Origin of the sequence: Buttiauxella sp. JUb87, from assembly GCF_004361975.1 — a bacterium.
In the GTDB taxonomy this organism is placed as follows: domain Bacteria; phylum Pseudomonadota; class Gammaproteobacteria; order Enterobacterales; family Enterobacteriaceae; genus Buttiauxella; species Buttiauxella ferragutiae.
Genome location: NZ_SNVY01000001.1, coordinates 916,081 through 940,831, shown reverse-complemented (window position 1 = coordinate 940,831; position 24,751 = coordinate 916,081). Strand labels below are relative to the sequence as shown.

The window sequence follows — 24,751 nt, the reverse complement described above, 5'->3', positions numbered from 1 at the left end:
AGGACTGTAATTCATGCATATTTCACCACCAATTTTGCTGCCTCGTTCAACGAACGAACTTTATTCTGACTGGGTAATGCGCTGCATGCCTGTTGATGAAGATAGAAATTTTCCTGTAAACCCCGTAGGTGCTTGGCATGGCGGTATACACATCCCCCATAGTGACATGGCTCCGCAGGCGAATCCGGTTAGAGCGATAGCTGAAGGTGTTATCATCTACGCCAGATATCCATCTGAACAAAAAGACAAAGCGCCGCTGGCTTATAACGGAAACACTGATGATGGCTGTGTGCTAATTCGTCATGAAATACTGATTGGCGAAGATCCTGTTCCGTTTAATTTTTATTCCCTAACCATGCATATGAAGCAGGTAAGGCAGGAGATCCTGTCAAATATCGGGAAACGTATAAAACGTGAACAGGTGCTGGGTACATCGGGAAGTGTGGATGGCAAAAATGCCTTTCATTTCCAGGTTTTCTGCGATGAGAAAATGCTTGAAACCTTTTGCGGACGGGTTCATGGGGGGGTAAGCGTAGGTGAACCTGCCCGTCGTAAACCAGTGTATGGGGGAGATTATTATTATTTCCCGGCCGGTACGTCAGTCTATGGAGCTATTCCCCGAGACTTAATCAGTACGCCACTTACCCTTACATCTGAGGCCTTCTACATTATTAACAGTAGCGGAGATACAAAAACGCTACGTAAAAACGACTCGGGTACTTACGAATATCTCGGTAGAGTGGTGATAGCAGTAAACTACATCTGTGAGCCACAAGGGATTGACTTGCTTAAAAATAATAACGGGTACAGTCATTGGGTCAAAGTGGCTATCCCAGGTAGCAGTGGATGGGTGAACGTCAGTGATAACAAAATCCTGACATACAGTGAAGCCGATCTTCCTGACTGGGCAGGGTGGATGCTGGTTGATGACGATGTTACTGTCGATAGTCAGTGCAACTCGGGAATAATTAAACAGTTGCAAAGTGAAGTACAAAAGGAAGGCAAGAATAAAGATGCACTGACATATTCAGTCTGTAAATTCCCGTTTGAATGGGATTTTTCGACATTTGATACGCGTTTTTCCTGGGTGAAAACAAAAACAGAGCAACTTCCGGACCCCCTGAATAACGATGAATATGAAGAGCTCAGGGAGCACATCAAAGCGTTATGTTTCTACGATAAATTGTCGGCTAAAGCTCAAAAAGAACTGAGCGGTCAGCTATGGCACTTTGAACCCCGAATGTTCATTACCCAGATACAAAAAGCAGAACGGCGGCTGATTTTTGAAACCGCCAGAAAAATGAATGACTTTACTGATGATGATATGCGCTATGGTGATATGACGAAAGAAGAAATTCTTTCTCAGGGAAATATTAAAAAATTGACGAGTTTCAATTTTGATATTTCTGAAGATGCACATTTCGATAATATGAAATCGATGGCATTTTTAACTGCCTGGGGGGAATACTCAAAGCTCATTAATATCATGCTTGATAAATTCAAACAAAATGAAGGTGGAATTTTGAAGCATGACTTAATAAATAAAGCATTCCTTGAGCATAAAACAACGAAAGAATGCATTAGTAAAATAAAGTCATATATTAAAAAATTACTATCTGATAACCAAGATGGATGTTTTTCCAAAGAAGATCTTAAAAGATTAACAAGTCTGATAAAAAATGAAGTCAAACTTCCAAAATTTGATGATTGGGATTGGTTTAACGGTTTAGGGATTATTATACATGACACATATTCAACTAGAATTTATCTGGACTATCTTATAATTAAAGATGAGGGGTTTAAAGCTGGCTTATCTTTTCAAATTCAGGACCATTTTGGTCTAGATGTTGGGGATGTTAACGGAAAATATTTCGAGTATTCCTCGTGGTTTTGTTCGTGGTTTATTCTCCAACGCTTCAGAGATTATGGCTATAAGCCATTCGTGAATGAAGCCAATTTTAATGTCGTAATAGAAGGATGATTCCATGAAGAAAAAGTTGTTACTTTTTATTGTAAGTTTAATTCTTTTTATAATTGTTTGTTTTCTTTTACGATCAGGAAAAGTAAGCTATGTATATCAGGATATATCCTATGATGCAGTGTGGGAGCGAGAGTGTAGATCTACAATTGTGCTTGTAGACCATGTGCCACTTCTAAAATCAGGGCTTAGATCTTTATGGAAAGATGAACAAAACAAAATACTGAAAAAATGGAACCCATTGGTTGATAGTTGTGACTATATACTCTTTGTAAAAAATAAGACTGAACTTCCACATGATAAGAAAGAGTTACAATATTGGATTGGAGATTATCAGTTATGCCTGAAAGGTATTATTGGTAATTGTATATCTAAAGATGATAGATTATTTTACCTCGGCGTAGATAAAATAATCTATGGAGGAGATGTTGTTGGTGAAATTAATGGTGGAAAAATATATATGAAGTTTCTTGATTAAACTAAACTAAACTAACAATCAATAAACATTAATTAATATCCGCCGTAGAAACTCATCTTTCAGTGCTTTGACGGGGAGGTTGAAGATTTTACAGAGACTGGATAAACCTCGTGTCGGTAAAAGAGTGAAGTGATGGATAATTGGCTTGCCTTTTTTATGGGCAGTCACGCTATTCTCTGGAGACTAACGACTGCACAGTAAGGAAACCCGGCTGCAATGAAAAATAAAAAAATGAACTTGGGATTGATAGTACTATTCATAGGCTGGGTGTTTTTACCTGCTACGTTGTTTATTAAAGATGAATCAAAAGCATTTGAAATAACTGACTCCAGTAAGAGTTTCAAAGTGATAGTGTATCATCTTGGTGTCATATCGCCACTTTCTCTATATAAATACTTAAAGGATGAAGACTATTATTTCGTTTTATATGACATTGAAGGGAATGTAATATTTAAACCTTCATTATTCTATGGTACATCTGAAATGGGTGCTTATGACTCAATTGAATTTATGGATGGTGACAAAAAAGAACTTTTCTATCCTGGCGATTCAGGACATGACAGTTTCCAGATAAACTGAAGCATAGCAATCAAAAAATATGGGGAGGTGTTACATGATTAGCCTATCCCATTGCAGGAGTTATTTTCTGCAACAGAGAACTTTAAGTATGATAAGAGAAAAAATATAAAAAAGCACATGCAACTAAAAAAATTACTAATTGGCTTGTTAGCCTGTATGATTTATAGAATTATCACATTATCGTTCTCACTAATTTATTATCAACTTTACACCCCTCACAAAATACATATATCAACAAATCTCAATGATTTTTATGTATATTTATTGCTTGTATTTTGCGTGTTTATATCGACTGCTATTTCCAGGCAAGCAATTGGTATCACTGTAGGAGTGGGTTCAACTCTGCTGCTGGGGATGGATATTTTTAAAGATGATTTGCCATGCAGGGCATTATTGTTTGTTTTCTCAGCTTTTTTGGCATATTTGTTTATTTTCACATCAAATAATCAGTTGAGAAAGTCACAGTCAGGGTTACACACATCCAAAGCAGTAAGACGACTTAAATACATTCTGCTCATTGTTTATCCAATATACCTCTTCTTTGAAGTGGGAATATTCAGAAACGTGTCATTATTCATTGCCTGCATTATATCTCTGTCATTATTTATATCTTGGTTAAATGAAAAAATACACTAAAAATATAGGCATCATTCCATGAGTGCAAAATCTCCCTCCTTATATGAAATTCTCACTGGCAATTTTACAGGTGACCTTCCCCTCGAACAGGTAAATGAAGAGGACCAGATTATTTTATCCGTACTGGATAATATCCAACGGATATTAAACTCTCGTGCGGGGACCATCTCTCATTTACCCGATTTCGGTTTGCCGGATATGACTAAAATCCTGCAAGGCATGCCCGGAACCGCCCATGAACTGATAGATACACTTTCCGGCGTTTTACTGAAGTATGAGCCTCGTTTGCAGTCGCTCAATGTCACACTGCTTGAACAGGAAGTACCTGGAGAGCTGCGTTACGCCATTGATGCCGAACTGAAAGGTATTGGGCTTGTGCGGTACGGCACTGAATTCATGCCTGAAGGTAAGGTGATGCTCAGGCATCTGAAACAACAGCAGTATCTGGAAAAACACCAGTTTATTTAACTCCCCCACACCCTCATTCGATACGGACTTCACAATGTTCCATTCAGCCGAACGCCACCTTAAAACAGGAAGCGATCCCCGCACACTGCCAGATTTCTCAGCATTACGTGATGAACTCGCAAAACTATCCCATCCCGCTCGTCCAGATGTTAACTGGCAGTATGTTGAAAAACTGGCATTAAATCTGTTCGATACCAATGGTGTCGAACTCCAGACGGCGGCATGGTTTACCCTGGCAAGAACACAACTGGCAGGTATACAGGGATTCAATGAAGGCATGGCGATTCTTGATGCCCTGATACGTTATCAGTGGTCAGCGATGTGGCCTGCATCGGCACATGCCCGTATGGAGATACTCAGTAGCCTGAGTAAACGTCTCCAGCAGCAATTCCGGACACTGTCATTTCACAGAGTCGATTTGCCAGCCCTGTACCAGAGCGAAAAATTACTGAGCTCCACAGGTGAAGCCTTGCAACGTCTGGAGCTTCACAATGCAGCCGGGACGGACGTGCTACGGCAAATATTGAAAAATGCTGTAGTCAGGCTTGAAAATAGCGATGCTTCCTCAGACCAGTTAGAAAGCCATCGTACTGACGTCACGCTGCCAGTACGGGCAGAGGATTTTGTGCCAGAAGTGAACAACAGTCCACGTTGGGTATATGTTGTAGATACTCAGCCAATGGTTAATGTCGAAGTCAGGCAGAAACCAACACCCCGAATCGCTCCCGGTCTGGCATTCCTCAGTGGGTTGCTGACGGCGGGGGTATTGAGCCTCGTCGCGTTTAAATTCATGCCGACATTGCTAAGCCATCCAGAGGAAGAGGCGGTGATGTCATCTCTCACAGCTTTACCAACCAGTTTGCCACTTCCGGTTGCTGATCAACTACGGCATGATTCACCTGCATGGTTAGCAAACAGTGATAGCTATGCGAAGACATTAAAAACCCGACTGGATGAACTCATCACCATACCGACTAACTGGCCGTTGCAATATGGCTCTCAACTGGTCGAGCAAACCCGCCATCTTTACCCCGATACCGAACTGTCAAAAACGGTTTCAAAAGACTGGCAGTCAAAGTTAGCGGCGAATTCTTTGCCTGCTGCCAACATTGGCGGGTGGTATCAGGGAGTGACTGAACTTCAAAAGCTCCAGGACAGACTGAACCAACTGGACGAAAAGAAGGGCAAGTACATGACGGTGAGTGAGCTCAAAACGGCGGTGTTCTCTATATCGAAGTCATTCAATGACAGCATCCCGGCCGAAGAGCTGATAAGGCAATTGCAAACAACGCCTAACCAGCCAGTGTCCAGGGACTTACAAAACCGGGCAGATTTACAGCTCAGGCAGTTGAACAATTCCTACATGCTTGTCACAACCGGGAACAGGGAGTAGGGGAAGTCATACCTTTAAGGCATGGTATTGCGATTTCGATTGTGCATTGGGATACTAAAGCTCCTGATTAAGCAAAGAGATAGACGATTTGACACCACAATATCAAACGCAGATCACCGAGGAACAGGTTCATTTGTCCTGGTGCCTTCTGGTCCATATAGCCATGGAAGAAAAACGGTCAGGTTCTGGTTCGGAACTAAAGAAACACATTCTGATCATGAAGTGGTTAAAAGAAGCACAACGTAAGAAGCTTTTTCCTAAATCCGTTGCTAAAACAATTCTCTGGTTAATTAATCAGGGTGAGACATATGGGGCTTCAGCAAAGTTATTCAATAAAGTTACTTTTCTGCATCAATCTGGGCAAAGTGATTTGGGGGATAAAAGCGACCGTTACCGATTTTTGCTGTTCATTGAGACATTAAAATCAATGGGATGGAATGATGTATTACTCCCATTAAGCGAAATCATTAACATCGTGAGTAAACCTTCAACAGTGTCTGCCGTTTATACTCCATTTGAGACGCTTAATATCGCATTTAGCGATAGCGATGACCAGCTGATTACTGACATGGATTTATATTTTACAGGTGATGACTCAGGGTTGCCCGACTTATTAAGCAAGTGCATGCTTAACTTTAAAATCGCCAGGGATAAAGCAGGTGTAAGTAAGGTTACTTTGCGCTGTTCAAATAATGTGGAGATGAACCTTGACGATTAAACAAAGGCTGTCTGTTGTTTTGTTCGCACTTCTGGCTTATGTTTTGTTTAAATGCTTAAGCAATTCATCTGTTAGTATATATTTCATTTTCAATTTACAGAATTTCATTACCCATATCACCAGTCAGTATTTTTCCTATTACTTTATTTTCTCGTATGCAATTGTTTTCATTGCCATGGTAGTTATGGGATTAATGTATAATACTGGAATGAATAGAATGGGGCTGGGCAAGCCAGGTACAAGCTGGATTAGACTGGCGCTAATCGTTGTGTTGATACAAGTCCTTTCTTTTCTGCTTCCAGAGCAAAATTTCACCACAAACTATTTAAATGTGTCTGTTATTGAATGTATTGGTAAAATAGTTGTGGCATTGATAATGGCTCCTGTTGCTGAAGAAATACTGTTCAGAGGATTGATACCAGAAGCGTCACGCTGTGTTATCGGTGAGCGGTACGGTTTATGGGTGGGGATTTTATTCTCAGCTGTATTGTTTGCAATGACACATACCCAGTATGATTTGCCTACTCAGGGTTCTTTCATTCTTCTTTCGCTGGTTTTAGGTTATGCAAGAATTAAAAGCGATGGCCTTTTATTACCCATGTTGCTTCATTCTCTGGCAGGTGCTGTTGCCATAACTGGTGGGTATATACAACTTACTATGAACTGACCCTCTGGCTTGTTTCTCAAGAGATATTCTGATCCTACCCGCGAACCAGTGAAAATCGCTTGTACTTTCGCATAATCAAATTTAAATTTTCGCTTAACAAACTCCGAAAGAAAATTTTCCAAAGCATTTTTCTGGCTTCGCTTTAGAGGTTGAGGGTGCATGTCTATGCTGCATGAAAACCACTTCATAAAGCGCTCAGGCGTGGCGGGGATATGAGATCGGCTCTGGGGAAAAACTGTATTATATTTCTATTTATATACCTAAAGGCACTCTCACAAGCCAAATTATTTAATTTCAGTCCAATTCTCGAATAAAGAAAGGGCTAATCGCCTTTCGATCATCTATAAATATGTTCATGTAATCCTTTGCTCTAGAGAAAGCCACATACATTAATCTGTTAGCAATATCTTGAGCATAATCATTTCCTTTATCATAGGACGATTGATGTGGAACCACTTTGTCATGATATCCAATAGAGATTACATAATCATATTCCTCGCCCTTTGAACCATGAATTGTAGACACAGACACAACATTTTTATCTTTGTTAATCATTTTTTTTATTGCCCCCATACCAGCTTTAAGTTTTGCTACGGAAGCGGCTGCACTACAGATGTTATAATCTGTCTCTATCTTAATGGATTTTTGGTACTTCACTTCTAAAAAGACATACAGTTCTTTCAACCATAAAATAAAATTATTTTTTACAGATTGGAATTCTTTTAAATCACGTTTAAGCTGTAATGGACTTAGATGACTTAACTCAGGGATTGAGTCAGTTATTTTTCTTGCTAGAGAATGTCTTCTTTGATAGTTAATCACACTTACATCTAGAAGAACTAACTTTATTAACTCGTAAAAAACAGTATTTCTAACACAATAAAGTGGATTTGTAGATTGAAAATCATAAACAAAACATTCAGAAATATCATATAAATCATTGATCAGACGCATGAGATAGTACTTATCTGGGCCTATGATTGCTATACCATCAACACCATTATATTTTGAGTGATATTGGCTTATTAAATTAAAAATTCTTTTTGGTAATTCATCTTGCGATATATCTTTTATAATAGGTGACCTACCATCACTTTCCCGCATAGAGATAACTTCATTATGCGAAGCAGAATATTTTTTATAATAATTGACCAGTAATTTAGAAGATCGGTAACAACCAGACAGCGTTTCATGTCTTAATTCAGATAATTGTAATTCAGACTTAAGAATATCTTTGTTTTTTACAGACACTCCGAGATCCTGATAAATAGCCTGATCATTATCACCAACTATAAAAACAGAAACACGGTTATATCTAGTTATATATGACAAGGCTTTAAGTTGGATTAAACTAGTGTCTTGCGACTCATCCAAGTAAATATTTCCAATTAACTTTGAAAGATGCTTGCATATATTTGAATTTTTATTAAAAAATCCAACACCTAATTTTATAATGTCATCAAAATCAATGTATTTATTTTCCTCTTTGATGCGATTATATTCTTGAATGACTAGCAACTCTTTGTCTTTACTATCCACTACATGGCAATATGGCTCAACAAATGCATTTCCTTCCTCATCACAATTATAACGCAATCTTGTTTCTAATTTTTTATCAATTTCTATACTTTGGATTATTTTCCTTTGCTTGTATTCTGAAAGCAAAGAAAATCCATCCACGAGTCGTGGGATGGCTCCAGCGTATTTTTTAACAACCCACTCTAAAAGAAATGAATGGATAGTACCGCACCAAACTCTCTCAGTCTCTATATTAAGATTGTCTATCCTGCCAGAGATCTCATCAGCTGCAGCGTTAGTATGAGTTAACACAATATGCCAACGAAAACCTTCATTATGATATAAATTATCCTCAAGCATACCAATTAATAGCTTTGTTTTCCCGGCCCCAGGGCAGGCGCTAACCAATAGATTGCTTTTAATATTTAACAATCCTCTCTTTTGATCATCCATAATGAACCTCAAGCAAAAAAGTTAAAGGATCATTAGGGCAATGTTCTTTAAATACTGCCAAGGAAGCATCTAAATTATCAATAACAAATGCTAAATCATCCTGCCCAAGAATATCATTTAACAAATCATTCCCATCTCTATTTTTAATGACTTCCATACGATATCTAACCATCTTAGCAAGAGTAAATTTATTAAAATCACCAGTAAATCCTAATGAATGACAAAGTGCCGCAGGGATAGGGAAATTGGCATCAAGCTTGTCAGCCAGCATCATGGCAAACCAACCCTTTTTATGCTTATTTGCTAACTTTAAAGCGTAACAACCGATTTTTTGTCTATCAGAAGATGAGAACGCTTCTTGATATGGGCTATAAAATGCTTTTTTCTCAAATGATTCATCAGCTATCTGATCAAAATATCTTACAGCTCCTGACAGCACTAAATCGATTTCAAAAGTAAATTTAGAGTAATAAGCACGAATAAAATTGTTATTTTCAACTATTTCATCTAGGATGACTTTACGAGCAACACCAGACTCTGCTGATTTTACAGCTTTATTATATTCTTCTTGTGATAAATAATCGGGCTTATTATCGCCATACAGATTTATATCATCGTCCGTTAAAATTGCACATTTCTTTTTAATCCGATCTATATGAAACAATGAAGACAGCAATTCAAATCCAGTACCCCGCACAGATATCAATGAAATTCCAAGTTCATCAAGTGTAACGCCAAAAGTATTTTTGACGAGATGAGGGATTAATATTTCTTCTGCATCCCCCTCAATTAGAATTACATTTTTTGCAAAAAGAATATCTGTTCTTATAGCATCAAGGAATCGTTCAATACGATTAATCTTGTCCTCTTCGAGTCCATTGGAAGGTGAGCATGAAATAGTTTCAAGACCATTTTTTACAAGTACATTAGTAGTTGAAATATTTGATACTGATGAGATGTGGGTTGAATGCGTAGAAATAAAAACCTGGGTTTTATTATTTTTAAGATTGCTAAACAAAGATTTTTGTATATGCGTATGGATATGTGCCTCAGGCTCTTCTATTATTAGGAAATTAGCCAGAAGATTTTTACTGATACCCTCTTCATACTCATACAGTTTCAAAGCCAAATAGATTAAATTTGCACCTCCGAGACTCATCTCTGAAAGTTCGGAGACATATCCTTCACAAAGTGAGTCTCCTGCCTTTAGTTGTAAAACCTTCACCAATTCTTTGAGTTCACAGGGTAATTCAGATGTAACATTTAAAACTGGTGAATACGTTGTACCAACAGCATTAGTTATTGATAATAATATCCCATCAGAAAGTTTCTTTACTTCTTTAATCGATGATATTTTTTCATTCACATCCTTGATGTTTCTGCTCAGAATTTCATCATTATCAATTCCTTTAGATACATATTCTAATAGTTTTTGAAATGGATTGAATCGATTATTCTTAAGTTCACTGACCACATCCCTCAAAGCACGAGCATAAGTACAACTGATATTATCCTGTATATTATAATTACGTTGTCTGTTACCAATTAAATTAATTCGTTCTAGCTTAGGATCTGAAAGTAAAAGCGTATCAAAATCACCAACCACAATAGAGTATGTTTGGTCATCGCTAAAGTCTGCAGTACCTTGGCACAACACTAAAGATTCATAGGTTGTCTTATCAATTAAATACTGTTCTTTCAGTGTATGGTATGCTCTCTTCCGCTCTTCATAATCTGCAATTTCATTCAGTTTAAAAAGCTGCTCTCTGATATAAAGTTGCGGCCTATAAATATAAGTTATTCGCCCAGTGCCACCACCATTAACTGTAGTATTTAATTGACACAGTAGCTCTGATTCTTCATCCCCCCCTATCTCATCAAACTCCAAGCTAACTATTACCCAATGACCAAACGCAGTCCCTAATCCTCGGTGAAAATCATTTTCTAAAAGATATCGTTTATAATATGGCAAAGTATCGTCAAGTATAAGCCTCATCGCCTCAAAAATATTTGTTTTCCCCGATGAGTTTTCACCAACGATAGTATTAACACATTCTTTTTTAAAGGACAGAGATGTTGCCTTAAAATTCCTAAAATTTCTTAACGAGAGGGTCTTGATAAACATATATTTTACACCTTGAATATAAAGTTAGAGTACCATTGCATCATTCTTTTTCTACCAATTATATATTGAGCATGGTTGTACGTACATCTACTTGAATTTTTATCAACATGAGCCAACTGAAGTTCAATCCAGGTAGTATCAAAATCGTAATCGTGAAGAATAGTCGAGAAAGTATGCTGAAAACCATGACCAGTAACCTTCCCAGCATAGCCAATACGTTTGATCACTTGATTGACGCTAGCCTCACTCATTGGCTTGTTCGGATTGTTCCGCCCTGGAAAAACATAACGATAGTTCCCTGCCATGATATTAAGTTCATTGAGTAAATCTACCGCTTGAGTCGATAAGGGCACAAGATGCGGCCAGCGCATTTTCATCCTTTCAGCAGGAATTTCCCAAATAGCGTTATCCAGATCAAATTTTTGCCATAATGCCGCGCGCAATTCGATAGTTCTCACGCCCGTAATCATCAGTAATTTCGTGGCTATCTGGACAAGCTTACTACCGGTGTAACCCTCTAAGGCATGCAGAACTCAGGTATCTCTTCAGCTTTTAGGAACGGGAAGTGATTTGATTACAAGAGGCGACAACTACCTTGAAAAACACCGCGAATCCCTGATCGATGTTCAATGTGAACACGTGATCGAATAGAGCGGAATACGCATACAGTGACCCGTAAATAGATTCCAACCTGTTGATCTTTTGTATGCAACGACAATTGTGCCCGGTAATACGCCCGGTCAGAATACCATTCACACTTTCAAGTTCAGTGCCAATGAGTTTGACCCCAAGACGTTCGGCAAACGGCCCAAGCACAAGCCTCGGTGATGCTGAACATAGCGTTACCTCGACTCCCTAAGACACCTCCGAAGCTGCGGCCAGCAAGCCAGAGGCTCGCATTAGACGTTCGAAGTAAAGATTGCAATAGAGCTCAGCTTTCTCCTGGACCCACTTTTCCTCAATACCGGTGAGAAATGTTGATATCAGAATCTCTTTGAGTTCGTCCCGCGTCAGTTTCCGACGAAGACATTGAATCGATGGCATGGTGAGTTTAACTACTCTGCGGGTAAAAAATCGATTACCAAAGGCAAAGCGCAGAAAGGGTATAAAGCTATCATGCCGAGTAAGCGTTCTGTCAAAATCAAAAACGGGAAGGACTTTTTTTCAGCCTGGGTCGGAGTATTCACGTTAAGATCGTTATGAATTTGAAAGATAGTTGATATTTTATCACCTTCGCAGGTGAGCATCAGCAGAGAAAAGCGTTACGGCCAGAACGGATCGGCAAACCACGTCATAACTATGCGTTTTGCGCTGGTATCGAGCAAACCTGCTCATCAAGAAAATCAAATCCTTCATTCTCAGCAGTCCAGACAGACATGAAGAATGTCGCCATGGTCTGCTCGCCCCGACTCAGTACGCCGAGGTCATTTTTCATATCGAGGCAGCGAAGGGAATCATCTGGTGTATTTCAGTACTGAGCTAGCAGTGGGTACTGTCGCAACATCCTTCGCAACTGAACGATGTCTTCAGGGCCGTCAAATATGCTGACGCAGTATGTTCAGGATGAACTCAAATCGTCGTGGCACGAAGGCGACGCCTTCGTTTTCACCAATACCAGATGATAAAGATGGCGAACAGCCTGAAGGGCTACTGGCCGAACCAGCTGAGCTTCTCTGAATCATGCGGAATGGTGATGACATTGCAGGGTGCATCACCGGGGCGAATCCCTGAACTCATGCGGGACATGGAGAGCATGGCGTAGATGCTACAACTACCGATAAGAAGAGAAAGGGCCTTCCCGAGAGTGGTAAAGGAAAGGCCACGTAAATGTGGAAAAGCCTGGAAAATGCCAGTCAGTTGCTTAACTGACTGGCATTACCCGTTAGCTGAGCCCTTTTTCAAAATTACCCATTAGTTATATCCCAGGGCTCATACCATCTGTTTCTGACGGCCCCAGACATAGGGTGGCACGAATTCCTTTCTGCATCGGTCCAAATAATCCGACCACCACTGCATCATAGTCCGGCGAGCTTCGAGATACTCAGCTTTGTGGATGTAAGCGGCCCGGACGCTGTTACGCTCCTGGTGGCTCATCTGGCGTTCAACCGTATCCAGTGACCACAGTCCTGATTCCATCAGGCTACTGCAAGCCATAGTCCGGAATCCGTGACCGCAGATGTCTTTTTTTGTGTCATAGCCCATCAGGCGCAATGCTTTGTTGACCGTATTCTCACACATTGGCTTGTAAGGATTATGGTCTCCAGGGAATACCAATTCCTGATGGACGGAAATGTCTTTTATTTTTTGAAGCAGACTGATGGCCTGCCGGGACAACGGTACGATATGCGGCTTGCGCATTTTCGCGCCACGTCCGGAATAGCGGACACCGGGGATAGCCTCGCGAGTGGCTGGAATGGTCCAGATTTTGTTTCTGAAATCTATCTCACACCAATGGGCAAAGCGCAGTTCGCTGGAGCGAATAAACAGATGTAAGGTCAGCATTACTGCCAGCCGGGTTAATTCCCGTCCTTGATGATAGCCATCAATACGACTCAAGAGTTCAGGTAGTCGTTCAAGGGGAAGGGCGGGGTAGTGGCGTTTAACCGGAGCTGTGATGATACCTTCGAGATTCGATGCTGGATTGTTCTCTATTATCCCCTGATGAACTGCATGCCGCATGATATTGCACAGGTGCTGACGAGTACGGGACGCGACTTCCAGCAAACCTTTTGTCTCGATGCCCTTCAGCAGGTCGAGAAAATGGCGAGTTTTGAGTTCCGAGACGGGCAAGTGCCCGATTTTAGGGAAGATATGATTATTCATGCTGGCAAGCAGGCGGGCGGAATGGTTCTCTGACCAGGTTCGATTGTTTTTATGCCAGCTCAATGCTACGTGTTTAAAGGATTTCTCTGGGGAGCGAGTGGCTTTCTCTGCGATACGTTGCTGAGCCGGATTGATATTTTGCGCAAGGAGTTTACGGATATCGTCACGCTGTTGTCGGGCATTCGCCAGAGAGACATAGGGGTAGGCGCCTAAGCCGAGGCGGGATTCTTTACCATTGATACGATATTTGAGATACCAGAGACGTGAACCGCCTGGATTTACTAAGAGGTACAGGCCGTGTGAATCGGAAACTTTGAAAGGTTTTTCAACAGACTTGAGACTGCGTATTTTTGTGTCGTTCAGAGACATAGGGTGGTCACTCCATAATCGAACTGAAATGACCCCAAATCAGACCACCAATCTTGTCCGATGCGAAGGGAAAAATGAAAATGCACCGGGAAGACTTTTCACACTAACTCGTTGAATCTAAATCGCATAAGGATTCGTGGAGATGTATGAAAACTTAAATATGGCTCCTCTGACTGGACTCGAACCAGTGACATACGGATTAACAGTCCGCCGTTCTACCGACTGAACTACAGAGGAATCGGTTAACGGGGCGCATATTAGCGAGGTGTTTCAGGCTTGTCAAAGCCTCTCATCACGCGGTTGGTTCGTTTGCTGATAAAACAAGCAAACCGTGTCATTAAACGCCATAGACATATCTTTACAGCGCATAAGTTGCCAAACCGAGGCGACGGGCTAAGATATGCGGTTCAAATGGAGTGAAGAATTCATGTTAAAACAGCAGCAAATTGCAAAGTGGTTTTTGTTCCTGGCGTGTCTGGTGGTGTTAGTGTGCACCGCGCAGCGCATGGCGGGACTGCATGCTTTGCAAATGAAAGCTGCCGAAAGCGTGATGATGGCGCAAAACGGTGTTACCGATACGGATAAAGCGTCTCCCATTACGCCTTGTGAATTGAGCGCTAAATCGCTGCTTGCCGCGCCGCCAGTGCTGTTCGAAGGTGCATTGTTTATCTTCAGCCTGCTGCTGACACTGCTTGTGCCATTGCAGCCGAAATCTTCTTCTATTGTCCCCGTTCGTGAGTTTTCCTCGCCCACCCTCAGAGTCCATCTGCGATTTTGCGTATTCCGTGAATGAAAACGGCTGTTTAACACAGTCCGATTATTCATTTATGGAGAAACAATATGTTGAGTATTTTCAGGCAGGCGTTGCTCTGCCTATTGCTGCTATGGTTGCCAGCCAGTTGGGCTGCGCAATCCGGCTGGCTACAGTCAGCTGACAATAATCATGCCAGCGTGCGTCTGCGCGCTGACACTTCACCGCAAGGCGAGACGCAGGTTTTGCTGGATGTAAAACTTGAGGATGGCTGGAAAACTTACTGGCGTTCGCCTGGTGATGGTGGCGTTGCACCGATCATCAACTGGAATAAGCCGGTAAAATCAGCCCTTTGGTTCTGGCCCGTACCACAGCGCTTTGATGTGGCTGGGATCACCACTCAAGGCTACCAGCATCAGGTCAGTATCCCGATAAAACTGGCAGGTGACGCGCCGTCTAAAATCGCCGGAGTGCTGACGCTATCAACGTGCAAAGATGTTTGTCTGCTGACCGATTTCCCGTTTGAAATCACACCTGCTCAAAGCGATGCGAATTTTGCCCATGACTATGCGCAAGCCATGGGCAAAGTGCCGCTTGCTGGCGGCCTGACTGATAAACTAACTGCCGGATATCACCATGCGGAGTTAGTGGTACAAGCCACTCGCGCAGCGGGCTGGCAGAAACCAGAGCTGTATCTGGATATGCCGGAAGATGCCAGTTTTGGGAAACCAAAATATCAGATAGCAGGTGAAACGCTGTGGGCGACGATACCGGTTAGTGATGGTTGGGAGGGGGCGGGGCCGGACTTGCGTGGCCGCGATTTATCAGTGGTTATCGCTGATAACGGTGTCGCGCAGCAAAGTAGTATCACGATAAAAGATGCGCCGGTTGTGCCCGATGTGGGGGAGGACTTCACGCTTTGGCAGGTGTTGCTCTTTGCCGTGTTGGGCGGTTTTATCCTCAACCTGATGCCGTGTGTTTTGCCGGTTCTGGGTATGAAACTCGGCTCGGTGTTGATGGTGGAAAAACAACATCGGCGCAAAATACGCCAGCAATTCCTCGCCTCTTTTGCCGGGATCCTGCTCTCCTTTATGGCACTGGCGCTGTTAATGACCATCCTGCGCTTGACCAATCAGGCGGTGGGTTGGGGCATCCAGTTCCAGAATGTCTGGTTTATCAGCTTTATGGTGTTGGTGATGCTGGTGTTCAGCGCCAACCTGTTTGGATTGTTTGAAATTCGACTGTCATCGAAAGTGACAACCAAACTCGCAACTCAGGGTGGAAATGGCTTAAGTGGGCATTTCTGGCAGGGCGCACTGGCAACACTTTTGGCGACACCTTGCAGCGCACCGTTCCTCGGAACCGCTGTCGCTGTTGCGTTGGGAGCCGCGTTGCCCGCGCTGTGGGGAATATTCTTCGCCTTAGGCGTGGGGATGGGCTTGCCGTGGTTATTGATCGCCATGCGCCCATCGCTGGCGTTACTTCTGCCAAAACCGGGGCGTTGGATGCTATGGCTGCGTCGCATCCTGGCGGTGATGATGCTGGGTTCGGCACTATGGCTGGCGAGCCTGTTGCCGGTGCATTTTAGCGCTTTAACAACGGTCCCGGCAGAAGAAAATATTACCTGGCAGCCGTTAAGCGAACAGGCGATTCAGGATGCGCTCGCACAAAACAAGCGAGTGTTTATTGATGTCACCGCCGACTGGTGTATCACCTGTAAAATTAACAAGTTAAATGTCATTTCCCGTGCTGATGTGCAGGCTGCATTGCAGGAGCCTGACGTGGTTGCACTGCGTGGTGACTGGACACTCCCTTCAAAAGAAATCACTGAGTTTCTCAAGCAACGCGGGCAGGCTGGTGTGCCTTTCAATCAAATCTATGGGCCGAACTATCCCGCCGGGAAACCGCTACCGACACTTTTATCGCGCGATGCGGTACTGAATGCGCTAACTGATGCGAAAGGAAATAAATCATGAAACTGCTGATGACACTTGTGCTGTTACTTGCCCCCATCTTTGGCGCCTTCGCCGCGACTTCAACCGACGAAGAACAGCTGCAGGAGATGATTTACCAGGCGTTGTACCACGATCCATCCAGCCCGCGGATAGGTGCTACCACTGCAAAACTGACGATTATCTCTTTTACTGATTACAACTGCCCTTACTGCAAACAGTTCGACCCGATGCTGGAAAAAGTGGTGCAGAAATATCCTGATGTAGCGGTGGTGTTTAAGTTGCTGCCTTTTCGTGGTGAATCTTCCTCGCTTGCCTCACGCGTGGCGCTGACAACCTGGCGTGAGCATCCGCAGCAGTTTCTGCCGCTGCATCAAAGTTTGATGTCGAAAAAGGGTAACCATACGGCGGCCACCATCGACGCTGCGGCAACCAAAAGTGGCACCACACGAGTCGAGCCGGATGAATTGAGCAGGGAAACACTGAACCTCAATCTACAACTGGCACGGGTTGTTGGGGTACAAGGAACACCTGCGACACTGGTTGGTGATACGTTACTGGCGGGTGCCGTACCGTGGGAATCCCTTGATGAACTGGTCCAACAGAAACTGGAGCAGGCTAATGATCGGTAAGCTGCGACGGTGGGGGCGGGAAGCGTTGGTGATGGTGTTGGTTCTTATCACCATCGTAGTGCTGATGGACTGGTGGCGCGCACCAAAAATGCCGACCACTTTTGACAGCACGCCGCTACAGACGCTGGATGGGCAAACGTTGACCCTAAATACCCTGAGTGAAGAACGCCCGTTGTTACTCTATTTTTGGGCGAGTTGGTGTGGCGTCTGCCGTTACACCACGCCATCGGTATCACGGCTGGTGGAAGAGGGGGAAAACGTAATGACGATTGCGCTGCGTTCTGGCGAGCCACAAGCCGTGTTGCGTTGGCTGGAGCAAAAGAAAGTCCAGCTTCCGGTGGTTAATGATGCCTCGGGTGAGTTGTCGCGCAACTGGCAGGTTGGCGTCACGCCTACGCTGGTTGTGCTTTATAAAGGTGAAGTGGTTTCTTCAACCACCGGCTGGACCAGCTATTGGGGAATGAAAGCGCGGCTGGAATGGGCCGCTTTATAAAATTGTGAACAGGCGCACTTTTATGGTGCGCCTGTACCTCTTATGGGGCATAAGCGAACCACTGTTTCAATTTCAAATCCCGCCGTTTTAATAATTTTCTCTTATTATCCAGCTGGTTAACGCATCTGGTCGGATGTTTGTAAAAAGTGGCAAGTATATTGCAATTCCTAAGGGGACATCACTGCCGAGACTGGCGTTGGCATTCCGTGTAGGAGGCAAAATGAATTTAAGACGACTGAAGTACTTCGTAAAAATCGTCGATATTGGTAGCCTGACTCAGGCCGCAGAGGTGCTGCATATAGCGCAGCCAGCCCTGAGCCAACAAGTCGCTACCCTTGAAGGTGAAATGGATCAGCAGCTGTTAATTCGCACCAAACGCGGCGTAACGCCAACAGAAGCAGGAAAAATCCTTTATACCCATGCGCGGACGATCCTGCGTCAGTGCGAGCAGGCGCAATTAGCCGTTTGTAATGTGGGCCAAACTTTGGGCGGCCAGGTTTCAATTGGCCTGGCACCAGGTACCGCAGCATCTTCAATCACCATGCCTTTATTACAGGCAGTACGTGCGGAATTACCCGACGTGCTGGTCTATCTGCATGAGAACAGTGGTTCTGTCCTGAATGACAAGCTGTTAAGCGGCCAGCTTGACATGGCGGTCTTGTATGACCGTTCTCCGACGGCGGGCATCATTAGCCAACCGTTACTTAAAGAGGAGTTGTTTCTGGTCGGCACCCGCGACTGTCCAGGTCAGACAGTTGATCTCGCTGCGGTGGCCGAAATGAACCTATTCCTGCCGCGTGACTACAGCGCTGTGCGTAAACGCGTAGATGAAGCTTTCTCACTGCGCCGATTAACGGCGAAAATTACTGGCGAAATTGATTCTATCTCTACACTCACGGCGGCGATTGCCAGCGGCATGGGCGTGACGGTGTTGCCAGAATCTGCGGCGCGCTCGCTGGTGAGTTCAGCTAATGGCTGGATGGCGCGAATTACCAGTCCATCGCTGAATTTACCGCTCTCGGTTAACTTGTCGGCGCGCACTGCTTTGTCGCCGCAAGCGCAGGCGGTAAAAGACATTTTGATGTCTTTAGTCGTTCGTCCGGTTCAGGAAAATCGCGAGCTGTTATTGGTGGGTTAATCTGGCTTATTGCTAAATCGAATAAGTTGCTGGTTTTTATTATTTGTTATCTCGGGGTTGCCACTTTAACAATAGTGTAAAGAACGGTGATGCCCCGGGGGCAATGTGAATTTCCAGCAACTGAAAATTATTCGCGAGGCGGCTCGGCGGGACTACAACCTGACCGAAGTCGCCAACATGCTTTTCACCTCGCAATCTGGTGTCAGCCGTCATATCCGTGAACTGGAAGAAGAACTCGGTATCGAGATTTTCATTCGCCGTGGCAAACGGCTGTTAGGCATGACGGAGCCAGGCAAAGCTTTACTGGTGATAGCTGAACGCATTCTTAATGAAGCCAGCAATGTTCGGCGCCTGGCAGATGTTTTTACTAATGATGCCAGTGGTGTTCTGACCATTGCGACCACCCATACACAGGCTCGCTACAGCTTGCCGAGCGTGATTAAATCTTTCCGCACGTTATTTCCTGAAGTCCGTCTTGAATTAATACAGGGCACACCGCAAGAAATAGAAACCCTGCTGCACAACGGTACGGCGGATATTGGTATCGCCAGCGAACGTCTGAGTACCGATCCTTTAGTCGTCGCATACCCGTGGTTCCGCTGGTACCACACGTTGCTGGTGCCACACGGTCACCCCCTGATTCACGCTAATCCGCTTACGCTCGACGATATCAGCCGTTGGCCGATTATTACCTATCGACAAGGCATAACAGGGCGTGCGCGTATTGATGAAGCGTTTTCCCGACGTGGATTAACGCCGGATATCGTCCTGAGTGCGCAAGATTCTGACGTAGTGAAAACCTATGTGGAATTAGGGTTGGGGATTGGCCTGGTCGCGTTTCAGGCTAGCGGCGATGAAGGCGGGGAGTTAGTCAGGCTGGATACGCGTCATCTGTTCGAAGCCAACACGGTTTGGCTTGGGCTCAAACGTGGACAGCTCCAGCGTAATTACGTCTGGCGCTTTATCGAATTATGTAATCCGGAACTCTCCGTTGCGGATATTAAGCGATTAGCTCTGGAGCCGGAAGAAACCGTACTGGATTATCAAATTTGAGGTGTGTCAGAAAATAAAAAAACCTGCTCAGAAGCCTGAGCAGGTGGGGAATAGAAGCGAATTAAAACGGTCCCCATTTAATTGCGACACCAATGAGCAACATGACAATACAAATCACAAACCATAGGGCAATGAGCGGGGCAATAAATCGCAGCCATTTTCCAAAGGAAACGTTGGCAGTAGCCAACACGGCCATCAGCACGCCAGAAGTTGGACTAATGGAGTTGACGATTCCTTCACCTAACAGTGCGGTTTGCACGATTACCTGACGGGTTAGACCCAGGCTATCGCCTAACGGCGAGAAAATAGGAATCAGCAGGGCAGATTCCCCGGAGCCAGACGAAATGCCAAAGTGAATCAATCCAGCGCTGATGAACATCCCGATGGCTGCGGCTGTGGGAGGGAAGGGGGTCAGTAAATTCGACAAGTAGCCCACGATAGGATCAAGAATATTGCCTTGTTGCAATACGATTGAAATTGCCGTCGCCATCCCGACGATAAAAGCCCCTTTAACCAGAGTGGAGCAACCCGCCAGAAAGGTATTGGCGATTTCGGAGCCAGACATCTTCCCCTGCAACCCAACCACTACCGCCAACAAAACAAACATGGCGGACATTTCATCCGTTCCCCAGTGAAACTTAATTGTTCCGCCGATGAAAATCAGTAATGCCAGCGCCGTGGTTGTCAGAATCAGTTTGTGGCGGCCAGATATCACCATTCTGCTTTCTGCCGATGTGTCCAGTTGAGGGCGACCACGGCCCTGAAGCCGCTCGCGGCGAACATGCCAGATTAAATACCCCACGGCAGTGGATACAAACAGCAGGCAAGTCAGGCCGCGTAATAGCATTCCGGAAAACAGTGGGAGTTGAGCCAAATGCTGAGTTAGCCCAGTGGTGGCAGGATTTAAAATAGCGACGTTAAATCCGGATGCGCAGGTTAAATACACCAGCGAGGCACCCAGAATTGGCGGCAAGCCTATTGAGCGTGCAACCAACAGACCAATGGGAACAAAGGCTACGACGGCGTTGACTACCACTCCTGTGGTACCCAATAAAGCAAAAATCACGCCGAAGATCAGGATAATACGCGTATCGCTTAGGTGAGTGCTGCGTGACAGATGATTAAGAACTGCGGCGATAGCTCCGGTTGATTCCACCACGGCCAGCACGCCGCCAGTAAACAGTATTAAGAAGATAATTGGCGCGGATTTGACCATACCGCTGACAATCGCTGTAAATATCTCAAGCGGGTAGATTCCAGATTGTGGGACGGCATGCAGGCTGTCTTTCACGGCAAACTTAATCCCGTCGCGGGTGATGAAGTCAAATTCTCCGGCGGGAATTAGCCACGTTGCCAGTGCTGCCAGCACCAGAATAATAAACAGCAGCAAATAGGGACTTTGCCCGTTTTTGGGCGGCGAAATGGCAGCATTGTCGTTATTAATATTTAATTGAAGCATCGTATTTACCCTTCAATAGTCACGTTACCGAGGATCATTCCGGCGACCAGGGCCGCACGGGGGACAATGTCAGCAATAAGAATATGTTCGTGCCGGGCGTGAATTCCTGCGCCTGAGGCTCCAAGGCCGTCCAGGGTAGGCAAACCCATAGCAGCGGTAAAATTACCGTCACTGCCACCGCCAACAGCTTTCCCTTCAACAGAAAATTCCAGTGCGTGTGCCACTCGCTGTGCTCTTTCAAGAAGAGCAGTGGATGCTGGAGTTTGCCGCATTGGCGGGCGGTTCTGGCCCCCCGAGACGGTTAATGAAACCGCCGCGGTATATGGCGTGAGTTGGCTAATAGCATTGTGAATACGTACCGCTTCTTGCTCGCAAGTGACCCGGGTATCAACACTCAGCTCAGCATGCTCCGCCACTACGTTCGCGCGGCTCCCGCCATGCGCTATGCCGACATTGACTGTCGTGCCGAGTTCAGGAGCATTTAAACTGTGCAGGAACAGAATTTGCTGTGCCATTTCCTGCACCGCGCTAATACCTTCTTCCGGGTTATTACCCGCATGAGCGGCTAACCCCGTTATAGAAACGTCATAACGACCTGTCCCTTTGCGGGCGATTTTTAACGCGCCGCTGCCTGCTATAGCGGGTTCCATCACCAGAACCTGAGACGAGCCTTGTGCATGATGTGATAGCCAGTTTTTTGAGCCAGGGCTGCCCAATTCCTCGTCACTGTTACATAAGAAAACGACGCGCTGGCCGACTAATAGATCCAATGCTGCGAGGGCGCGTACTGCCCAGATGGCCTGCACCAAACCGGCTTTCATATCTAATATGCCTGGGCCATGAAGCTTGCCGTTATCTTCACGCATTTCCAGAACACCTGTATCCCATACGGTATCAAAATGCCCCAGAATGGTGGTTTGTGGCTCGTCATCACCGAAAGTGAATTTGAGGTTATTGCCAAAGTGTTGCTGCGCATCCACTTCTGCCGGTATCCCCAGACGTTTCTGGAAAATATGCTGTAGTACTTCACCGCAATGATCTACCGCATTTTTGTTAGTGGAAGGGGACTCGGCCTGCACCAGTAGCTTGATATCAGCAACAATTTCAGAGAAATGTTGCTGCAAATAATCTTTTATATTTTTCATGTTGTGCCCTTTCTGTCTTCAGGATCATGGACAGTATGCGCAGGAAGGGGTGTTAAAAAAATGTACTGCAAATGCTAATATTGTTGACCTGAGAGCAACAGACAGGCGAAAAATATGATGTTGTCCACGTATCCTGAAAAGCCCATAAGCTATTTGTATTTGGTTGGTGAGCATGGTGGCATTCGCCGCGCAGCAGATGTCTTGGGCATTAATCCGTCAGTTGTGAGCCGACAGCTTTCATTTCTTGAACGGAGCCTGCAACTGCCGCTGCTCGAACGGCGCGGGCGTAACGTTGTACTGACGGAGGCAGGGCTGCTGCTGGCAGATGAATATGCAAGGACTTGCCTGCGGCGGGAACAATTAGAACGCCAGCTTCAGGATCTACGCCATATGCGCGGTGGATCAATTAATATCCGTGTCGGGCAGGGAATGGTTGAAGATGTGGTTAAGTATGTTGTGAAGGAGTTTTCCGCGGCCTATCCCAGTGTCTTTGTGAATTTGATGTCAGGTGATATGCAAACGACGGTGATGCTGATTACCAAGGGTGAAGTGGATATGTCAGTCAGCTTTGGGCCAACGGGGGCTCACGGATTAACATGCCATAGTTTTAACCGTGGCCCGATTTGTGCCATTGTCCCGCCGGAACATCCTGTTGCGAGTTTGCCCAGTGTTGGAATTGCCGAACTGGGCCAACATCGACTAATCGCGATGAATGAAAACTTTGGCCTGCAACGCTACATGAATGCCATCTTTAAAAGTGAAGGGGTGATTTATACGCCCTCATACTGCTGCAATTTATTTTCCAGTGCCATTGCCTTGAGCCAGGCGGGACTCGGTATCGCGTTTATGACCGCACAGTCGATTAAAGAGCCATTGGCGCGTGGTGAACTGGTGGCTGTTCCTATCAACCACCGTTTAGCGCGCGAGAGCCAATGTCACCTATTGCGTAACGGAGATCATCGTTTAACGCCTGCCGCTCATTATTTCTGGCAACTGTTGTGCCGCTATTTCAACGCGGAGGAAAAAGGAGATATTTGATCCTTTCCTCTTTGATGAGCTAATTTTTAGCCGCTTTGGGGCGGTAATTGCGTGAAGCGTGATCGGTGCGGTGCAAAATTCAGCAAACGGAGCGCGGTAACTGAAAATTTCGTTGACTCACCGCGTCAGGTAAGTAGAATGCAACGCATCGAACGGCAGCACAGCTTGCCAGAAGATAGTAAAATCAAATGATTAGCTTTAAGCTTAATTAAAATGATTTTGCGGGAATAGCTCAGTTGGTAGAGCACGACCTTGCCAAGGTCGGGGTCGCGAGTTCGAGTCTCGTTTCCCGCTCCAAATTTATGTAGCAGAAATTCTGTTACAGCCTGCAAAGGTAAAAAGTTTTGGCGCGTTAGCAAAGCGGTTATGTAGCGGATTGCAAATCCGTCTAGTCCGGTTCGACTCCGGAACGCGCCTCCACTTTCTTCCCGAGCCCGGGTGGTGAAATCGGTAGACACAAGGGATTTAAAATCCCTCGGCGTTCGCGCTGTGCGGGTTCAAGTCCCGCCCCGGGCACCATGGGAATAAAAGCTATAAAATCAATGATAAAGCAGTGTCGTGGAAACCACCTTCGGGTGGTTTTTTACTTTCTAAAAACCACTTTTCATAATTTCACTTCATAATATTCTGTTGTCCTCTCACCACCGGAACGATCGCAATTTTTTGTCATAGCGAGCTGTCTGCTCCACATTTTTATGACCAGAGATTGCCTGTTTCTCGTAAAGATTCTCTTTCAGAACCGAAATGTCTTCTTTCGCTTTTCGCCACCGGCTATTAAATCCATCCCTGGTGTATTTATTGCCCGCTGGCTGGTGGATGATGTAGAGGCGGCTCATTCCTGAATTAAGCGGTAGCTCTTTTGCCATGCTGATTGCAGCCGTTACC

At 44.8% G+C, this 24,751-nt stretch carries 20 protein-coding genes, 4 tRNA genes and 3 pseudogenes; 18 read left to right on the top strand and 9 right to left on the bottom strand.

Features of this window, described 5'->3' with window-relative positions:
- Positions 1 to 13 precede the first annotated feature (13 nt).
- From EC843_RS04365 to EC843_RS04335, 7 genes are all read left to right on the top strand, one after another.
- Entirely contained in the window at positions 14 to 1,981 is a 1,968-nt protein-coding gene (locus EC843_RS04365; RefSeq protein WP_133521705.1) for a DUF3289 family protein, read from the top strand.
- A 4-nt stretch (positions 1,982 to 1,985) separates the two neighbouring features.
- Complete coding sequence (locus EC843_RS04360; RefSeq protein ID WP_133521704.1) at positions 1,986 to 2,456, top strand: hypothetical protein; 471 nt, start codon at positions 1,986 to 1,988, stop codon at positions 2,454 to 2,456.
- Between the two features lie 216 nt (positions 2,457 to 2,672).
- Positions 2,673 to 3,035: a DUF6201 family protein gene (locus EC843_RS04355; RefSeq protein WP_133521703.1), complete on the top strand. Its 363-nt coding sequence runs from the start codon at positions 2,673 to 2,675 to the stop codon at positions 3,033 to 3,035.
- 654 nt (positions 3,036 to 3,689) lie between these two features.
- On the top strand, positions 3,690 to 4,139 hold the full coding sequence (tssE, locus tag EC843_RS04350; RefSeq protein ID WP_133521702.1) for a type VI secretion system baseplate subunit TssE: 450 nt from the start codon (positions 3,690 to 3,692) through the stop codon (positions 4,137 to 4,139).
- A gap of 34 nt (positions 4,140 to 4,173) precedes the next feature.
- Positions 4,174 to 5,532 carry a VasL domain-containing protein gene (locus EC843_RS04345; RefSeq protein ID WP_133521701.1) on the top strand — a complete coding sequence of 453 codons (1,359 nt, stop codon included), beginning with the start codon at positions 4,174 to 4,176 and terminating at the stop codon, positions 5,530 to 5,532.
- A 163-nt stretch (positions 5,533 to 5,695) separates the two neighbouring features.
- Positions 5,696 to 6,250, top strand: coding sequence for a DUF2913 family protein (locus EC843_RS04340; RefSeq protein ID WP_133521700.1), 555 nt, complete (start codon positions 5,696 to 5,698; stop codon positions 6,248 to 6,250).
- Positions 6,240 to 6,917, top strand: a complete 678-nt coding sequence (locus EC843_RS04335; RefSeq protein ID WP_133521699.1) for a CPBP family intramembrane glutamic endopeptidase — start codon at positions 6,240 to 6,242, stop codon at positions 6,915 to 6,917. The genes EC843_RS04340 and EC843_RS04335 overlap by 11 nt, the downstream gene beginning before the upstream one ends.
- A gap of 294 nt (positions 6,918 to 7,211) precedes the next feature.
- On the opposite strand, the gene EC843_RS04330 is transcribed toward EC843_RS04335, so the two are convergent.
- The 4 genes and pseudogenes from EC843_RS04330 to EC843_RS04315 all read right to left on the bottom strand — a co-directional run.
- Positions 7,212 to 8,888 (bottom strand): ATP-dependent helicase, encoded by a 1,677-nt coding sequence (locus EC843_RS04330; RefSeq protein WP_133521698.1) that lies wholly within the window; start codon positions 8,886 to 8,888, stop codon positions 7,212 to 7,214.
- Positions 8,881 to 11,013 carry an AAA family ATPase gene (locus tag EC843_RS04325; RefSeq protein WP_133521697.1) on the bottom strand — a complete coding sequence of 711 codons (2,133 nt, stop codon included), beginning with the start codon at positions 11,011 to 11,013 and terminating at the stop codon, positions 8,881 to 8,883. Before EC843_RS04325 ends, EC843_RS04330 begins: the two co-directional genes overlap by 8 nt.
- Before the next feature lie 5 nt (positions 11,014 to 11,018).
- Positions 11,019 to 11,587 (bottom strand): annotated as a pseudogene (locus EC843_RS04320) (site-specific integrase); the annotation flags it as partial.
- An 83-nt stretch (positions 11,588 to 11,670) separates the two neighbouring features.
- Positions 11,671 to 12,120, bottom strand: a pseudogene (locus EC843_RS04315) (haloacid dehalogenase-like hydrolase); the annotation flags it as partial.
- 502 nt (positions 12,121 to 12,622) lie between these two features.
- Here EC843_RS04315 and EC843_RS04300 point away from each other — a divergent pair.
- Positions 12,623 to 12,928: pseudogene (locus EC843_RS04300) on the top strand (hypothetical protein); the annotation flags it as partial.
- Between the two features lie 14 nt (positions 12,929 to 12,942).
- On the opposite strand, the gene EC843_RS04295 reads toward EC843_RS04300, so the two are convergent.
- Entirely contained in the window at positions 12,943 to 14,205 is a 1,263-nt protein-coding gene (locus EC843_RS04295; protein ID WP_133521696.1) for an integrase arm-type DNA-binding domain-containing protein, read from the bottom strand.
- A 161-nt stretch (positions 14,206 to 14,366) separates the two neighbouring features.
- Positions 14,367 to 14,442, bottom strand: a tRNA-Asn gene (locus tag EC843_RS04290).
- A gap of 190 nt (positions 14,443 to 14,632) precedes the next feature.
- Here EC843_RS04290 and EC843_RS04285 point away from each other — a divergent pair.
- The 6 genes from EC843_RS04285 to cbl all read left to right on the top strand — a co-directional run bounded on the left by EC843_RS04285 (position 14,633) and on the right by cbl (position 20,224).
- Entirely contained in the window at positions 14,633 to 14,998 is a 366-nt protein-coding gene (locus EC843_RS04285) for a copper resistance protein (RefSeq protein WP_133521695.1), read from the top strand.
- 47 nt (positions 14,999 to 15,045) lie between these two features.
- Complete coding sequence (locus EC843_RS04280) at positions 15,046 to 16,932, top strand: protein-disulfide reductase DsbD domain-containing protein (RefSeq protein ID WP_133521694.1); 1,887 nt, start codon at positions 15,046 to 15,048, stop codon at positions 16,930 to 16,932.
- The gene (locus EC843_RS04275; RefSeq protein WP_064545619.1) at positions 16,929 to 17,540 is read left to right on the top strand and encodes a DsbA family protein; all 612 of its coding nucleotides are present in this window, start codon (positions 16,929 to 16,931) and stop codon (positions 17,538 to 17,540) included. The genes EC843_RS04280 and EC843_RS04275 overlap by 4 nt, the downstream gene beginning before the upstream one ends.
- A complete protein-coding gene (locus tag EC843_RS04270) occupies positions 17,530 to 18,033 on the top strand; it encodes a protein disulfide oxidoreductase (RefSeq protein ID WP_133521693.1) in 504 nt (167 codons plus the stop codon). Before EC843_RS04275 ends, EC843_RS04270 begins: the two co-directional genes overlap by 11 nt.
- Positions 18,034 to 18,253: 220 nt before the next feature.
- On the top strand, positions 18,254 to 19,171 hold the full coding sequence (nac, locus tag EC843_RS04265) for a nitrogen assimilation transcriptional regulator NAC (RefSeq protein ID WP_121813802.1): 918 nt from the start codon (positions 18,254 to 18,256) through the stop codon (positions 19,169 to 19,171).
- A gap of 105 nt (positions 19,172 to 19,276) precedes the next feature.
- Entirely contained in the window at positions 19,277 to 20,224 is a 948-nt protein-coding gene (gene cbl, locus EC843_RS04260; RefSeq protein WP_133521692.1) for an HTH-type transcriptional regulator Cbl, read from the top strand.
- Positions 20,225 to 20,285: 61 nt separating this feature from the next.
- Here the strand turns inward: cbl and EC843_RS04255 are convergent, their stop codons facing one another.
- Both EC843_RS04255 and EC843_RS04250 read right to left on the bottom strand, forming a co-directional pair.
- Positions 20,286 to 21,683, bottom strand: a complete 1,398-nt coding sequence (locus EC843_RS04255; RefSeq protein WP_133521691.1) for a Na+/H+ antiporter NhaC family protein — start codon at positions 21,681 to 21,683, stop codon at positions 20,286 to 20,288.
- A gap of 5 nt (positions 21,684 to 21,688) precedes the next feature.
- Positions 21,689 to 22,828, bottom strand: coding sequence for a M20 family metallopeptidase (locus tag EC843_RS04250; RefSeq protein WP_133521690.1), 1,140 nt, complete (start codon positions 22,826 to 22,828; stop codon positions 21,689 to 21,691).
- Positions 22,829 to 22,942: 114 nt separating this feature from the next.
- On the opposite strand from EC843_RS04250, the gene EC843_RS04245 reads away from it, so the two are divergent.
- From EC843_RS04245 to EC843_RS04230, 4 genes are all read left to right on the top strand, one after another.
- Positions 22,943 to 23,866, top strand: a complete 924-nt coding sequence (locus EC843_RS04245) for a LysR family transcriptional regulator (protein WP_208111304.1) — start codon at positions 22,943 to 22,945, stop codon at positions 23,864 to 23,866.
- Positions 23,867 to 24,087: 221 nt separating this feature from the next.
- A tRNA-Gly gene (locus EC843_RS04240) sits at positions 24,088 to 24,163 on the top strand.
- Positions 24,164 to 24,212: 49 nt separating this feature from the next.
- Positions 24,213 to 24,286 (top strand) — tRNA-Cys (locus EC843_RS04235).
- A gap of 12 nt (positions 24,287 to 24,298) precedes the next feature.
- Positions 24,299 to 24,385 (top strand) — tRNA-Leu (locus EC843_RS04230).
- A 119-nt stretch (positions 24,386 to 24,504) separates the two neighbouring features.
- Here the strand turns inward: EC843_RS04230 and EC843_RS04225 are convergent.
- On the bottom strand, positions 24,505 to 24,732 hold the full coding sequence (locus tag EC843_RS04225) for a hypothetical protein (RefSeq protein WP_347813633.1): 228 nt from the start codon (positions 24,730 to 24,732) through the stop codon (positions 24,505 to 24,507).
- Between the last annotated feature and the right edge of the window lie 19 nt (positions 24,733 to 24,751).

Bases quoted from the DNA above. Each gene is read 5' to 3' on its own strand.
- EC843_RS04365 (WP_133521705.1), top strand. From the start codon at position 14: ATGCATATTTCACCACCAATTTTGCTGCCTCGTTCAACGAACGAACTT.
- EC843_RS04360 (WP_133521704.1), top strand. From the start codon at position 1,986: ATGAAGAAAAAGTTGTTACTTTTTATTGTAAGTTTAATTCTTTTTATA.
- EC843_RS04355 (WP_133521703.1), top strand. From the start codon at position 2,673: ATGAAAAATAAAAAAATGAACTTGGGATTGATAGTACTATTCATAGGC.
- tssE (WP_133521702.1), top strand. From the start codon at position 3,690: ATGAGTGCAAAATCTCCCTCCTTATATGAAATTCTCACTGGCAATTTT.
- EC843_RS04345 (WP_133521701.1), top strand. From the start codon at position 4,174: ATGTTCCATTCAGCCGAACGCCACCTTAAAACAGGAAGCGATCCCCGC.
- EC843_RS04340 (WP_133521700.1), top strand. From the start codon at position 5,696: ATGGAAGAAAAACGGTCAGGTTCTGGTTCGGAACTAAAGAAACACATT.
- EC843_RS04330 (WP_133521698.1), bottom strand. From the start codon at position 8,888: ATGGATGATCAAAAGAGAGGATTGTTAAATATTAAAAGCAATCTATTG.
- EC843_RS04325 (WP_133521697.1), bottom strand. From the start codon at position 11,013: ATGTTTATCAAGACCCTCTCGTTAAGAAATTTTAGGAATTTTAAGGCA.
- EC843_RS04295 (WP_133521696.1), bottom strand. From the start codon at position 14,205: ATGTCTCTGAACGACACAAAAATACGCAGTCTCAAGTCTGTTGAAAAA.
- EC843_RS04285 (WP_133521695.1), top strand. From the start codon at position 14,633: ATGTTAAAACAGCAGCAAATTGCAAAGTGGTTTTTGTTCCTGGCGTGT.
- EC843_RS04280 (WP_133521694.1), top strand. From the start codon at position 15,046: ATGTTGAGTATTTTCAGGCAGGCGTTGCTCTGCCTATTGCTGCTATGG.
- EC843_RS04275 (WP_064545619.1), top strand. From the start codon at position 16,929: ATGAAACTGCTGATGACACTTGTGCTGTTACTTGCCCCCATCTTTGGC.
- EC843_RS04270 (WP_133521693.1), top strand. From the start codon at position 17,530: ATGATCGGTAAGCTGCGACGGTGGGGGCGGGAAGCGTTGGTGATGGTG.
- nac (WP_121813802.1), top strand. From the start codon at position 18,254: ATGAATTTAAGACGACTGAAGTACTTCGTAAAAATCGTCGATATTGGT.
- EC843_RS04255 (WP_133521691.1), bottom strand. From the start codon at position 21,683: ATGCTTCAATTAAATATTAATAACGACAATGCTGCCATTTCGCCGCCC.
- EC843_RS04250 (WP_133521690.1), bottom strand. From the start codon at position 22,828: ATGAAAAATATAAAAGATTATTTGCAGCAACATTTCTCTGAAATTGTT.
- EC843_RS04245 (WP_208111304.1), top strand. From the start codon at position 22,943: ATGATGTTGTCCACGTATCCTGAAAAGCCCATAAGCTATTTGTATTTG.
- EC843_RS04225 (WP_347813633.1), bottom strand. From the start codon at position 24,732: ATGGCAAAAGAGCTACCGCTTAATTCAGGAATGAGCCGCCTCTACATC.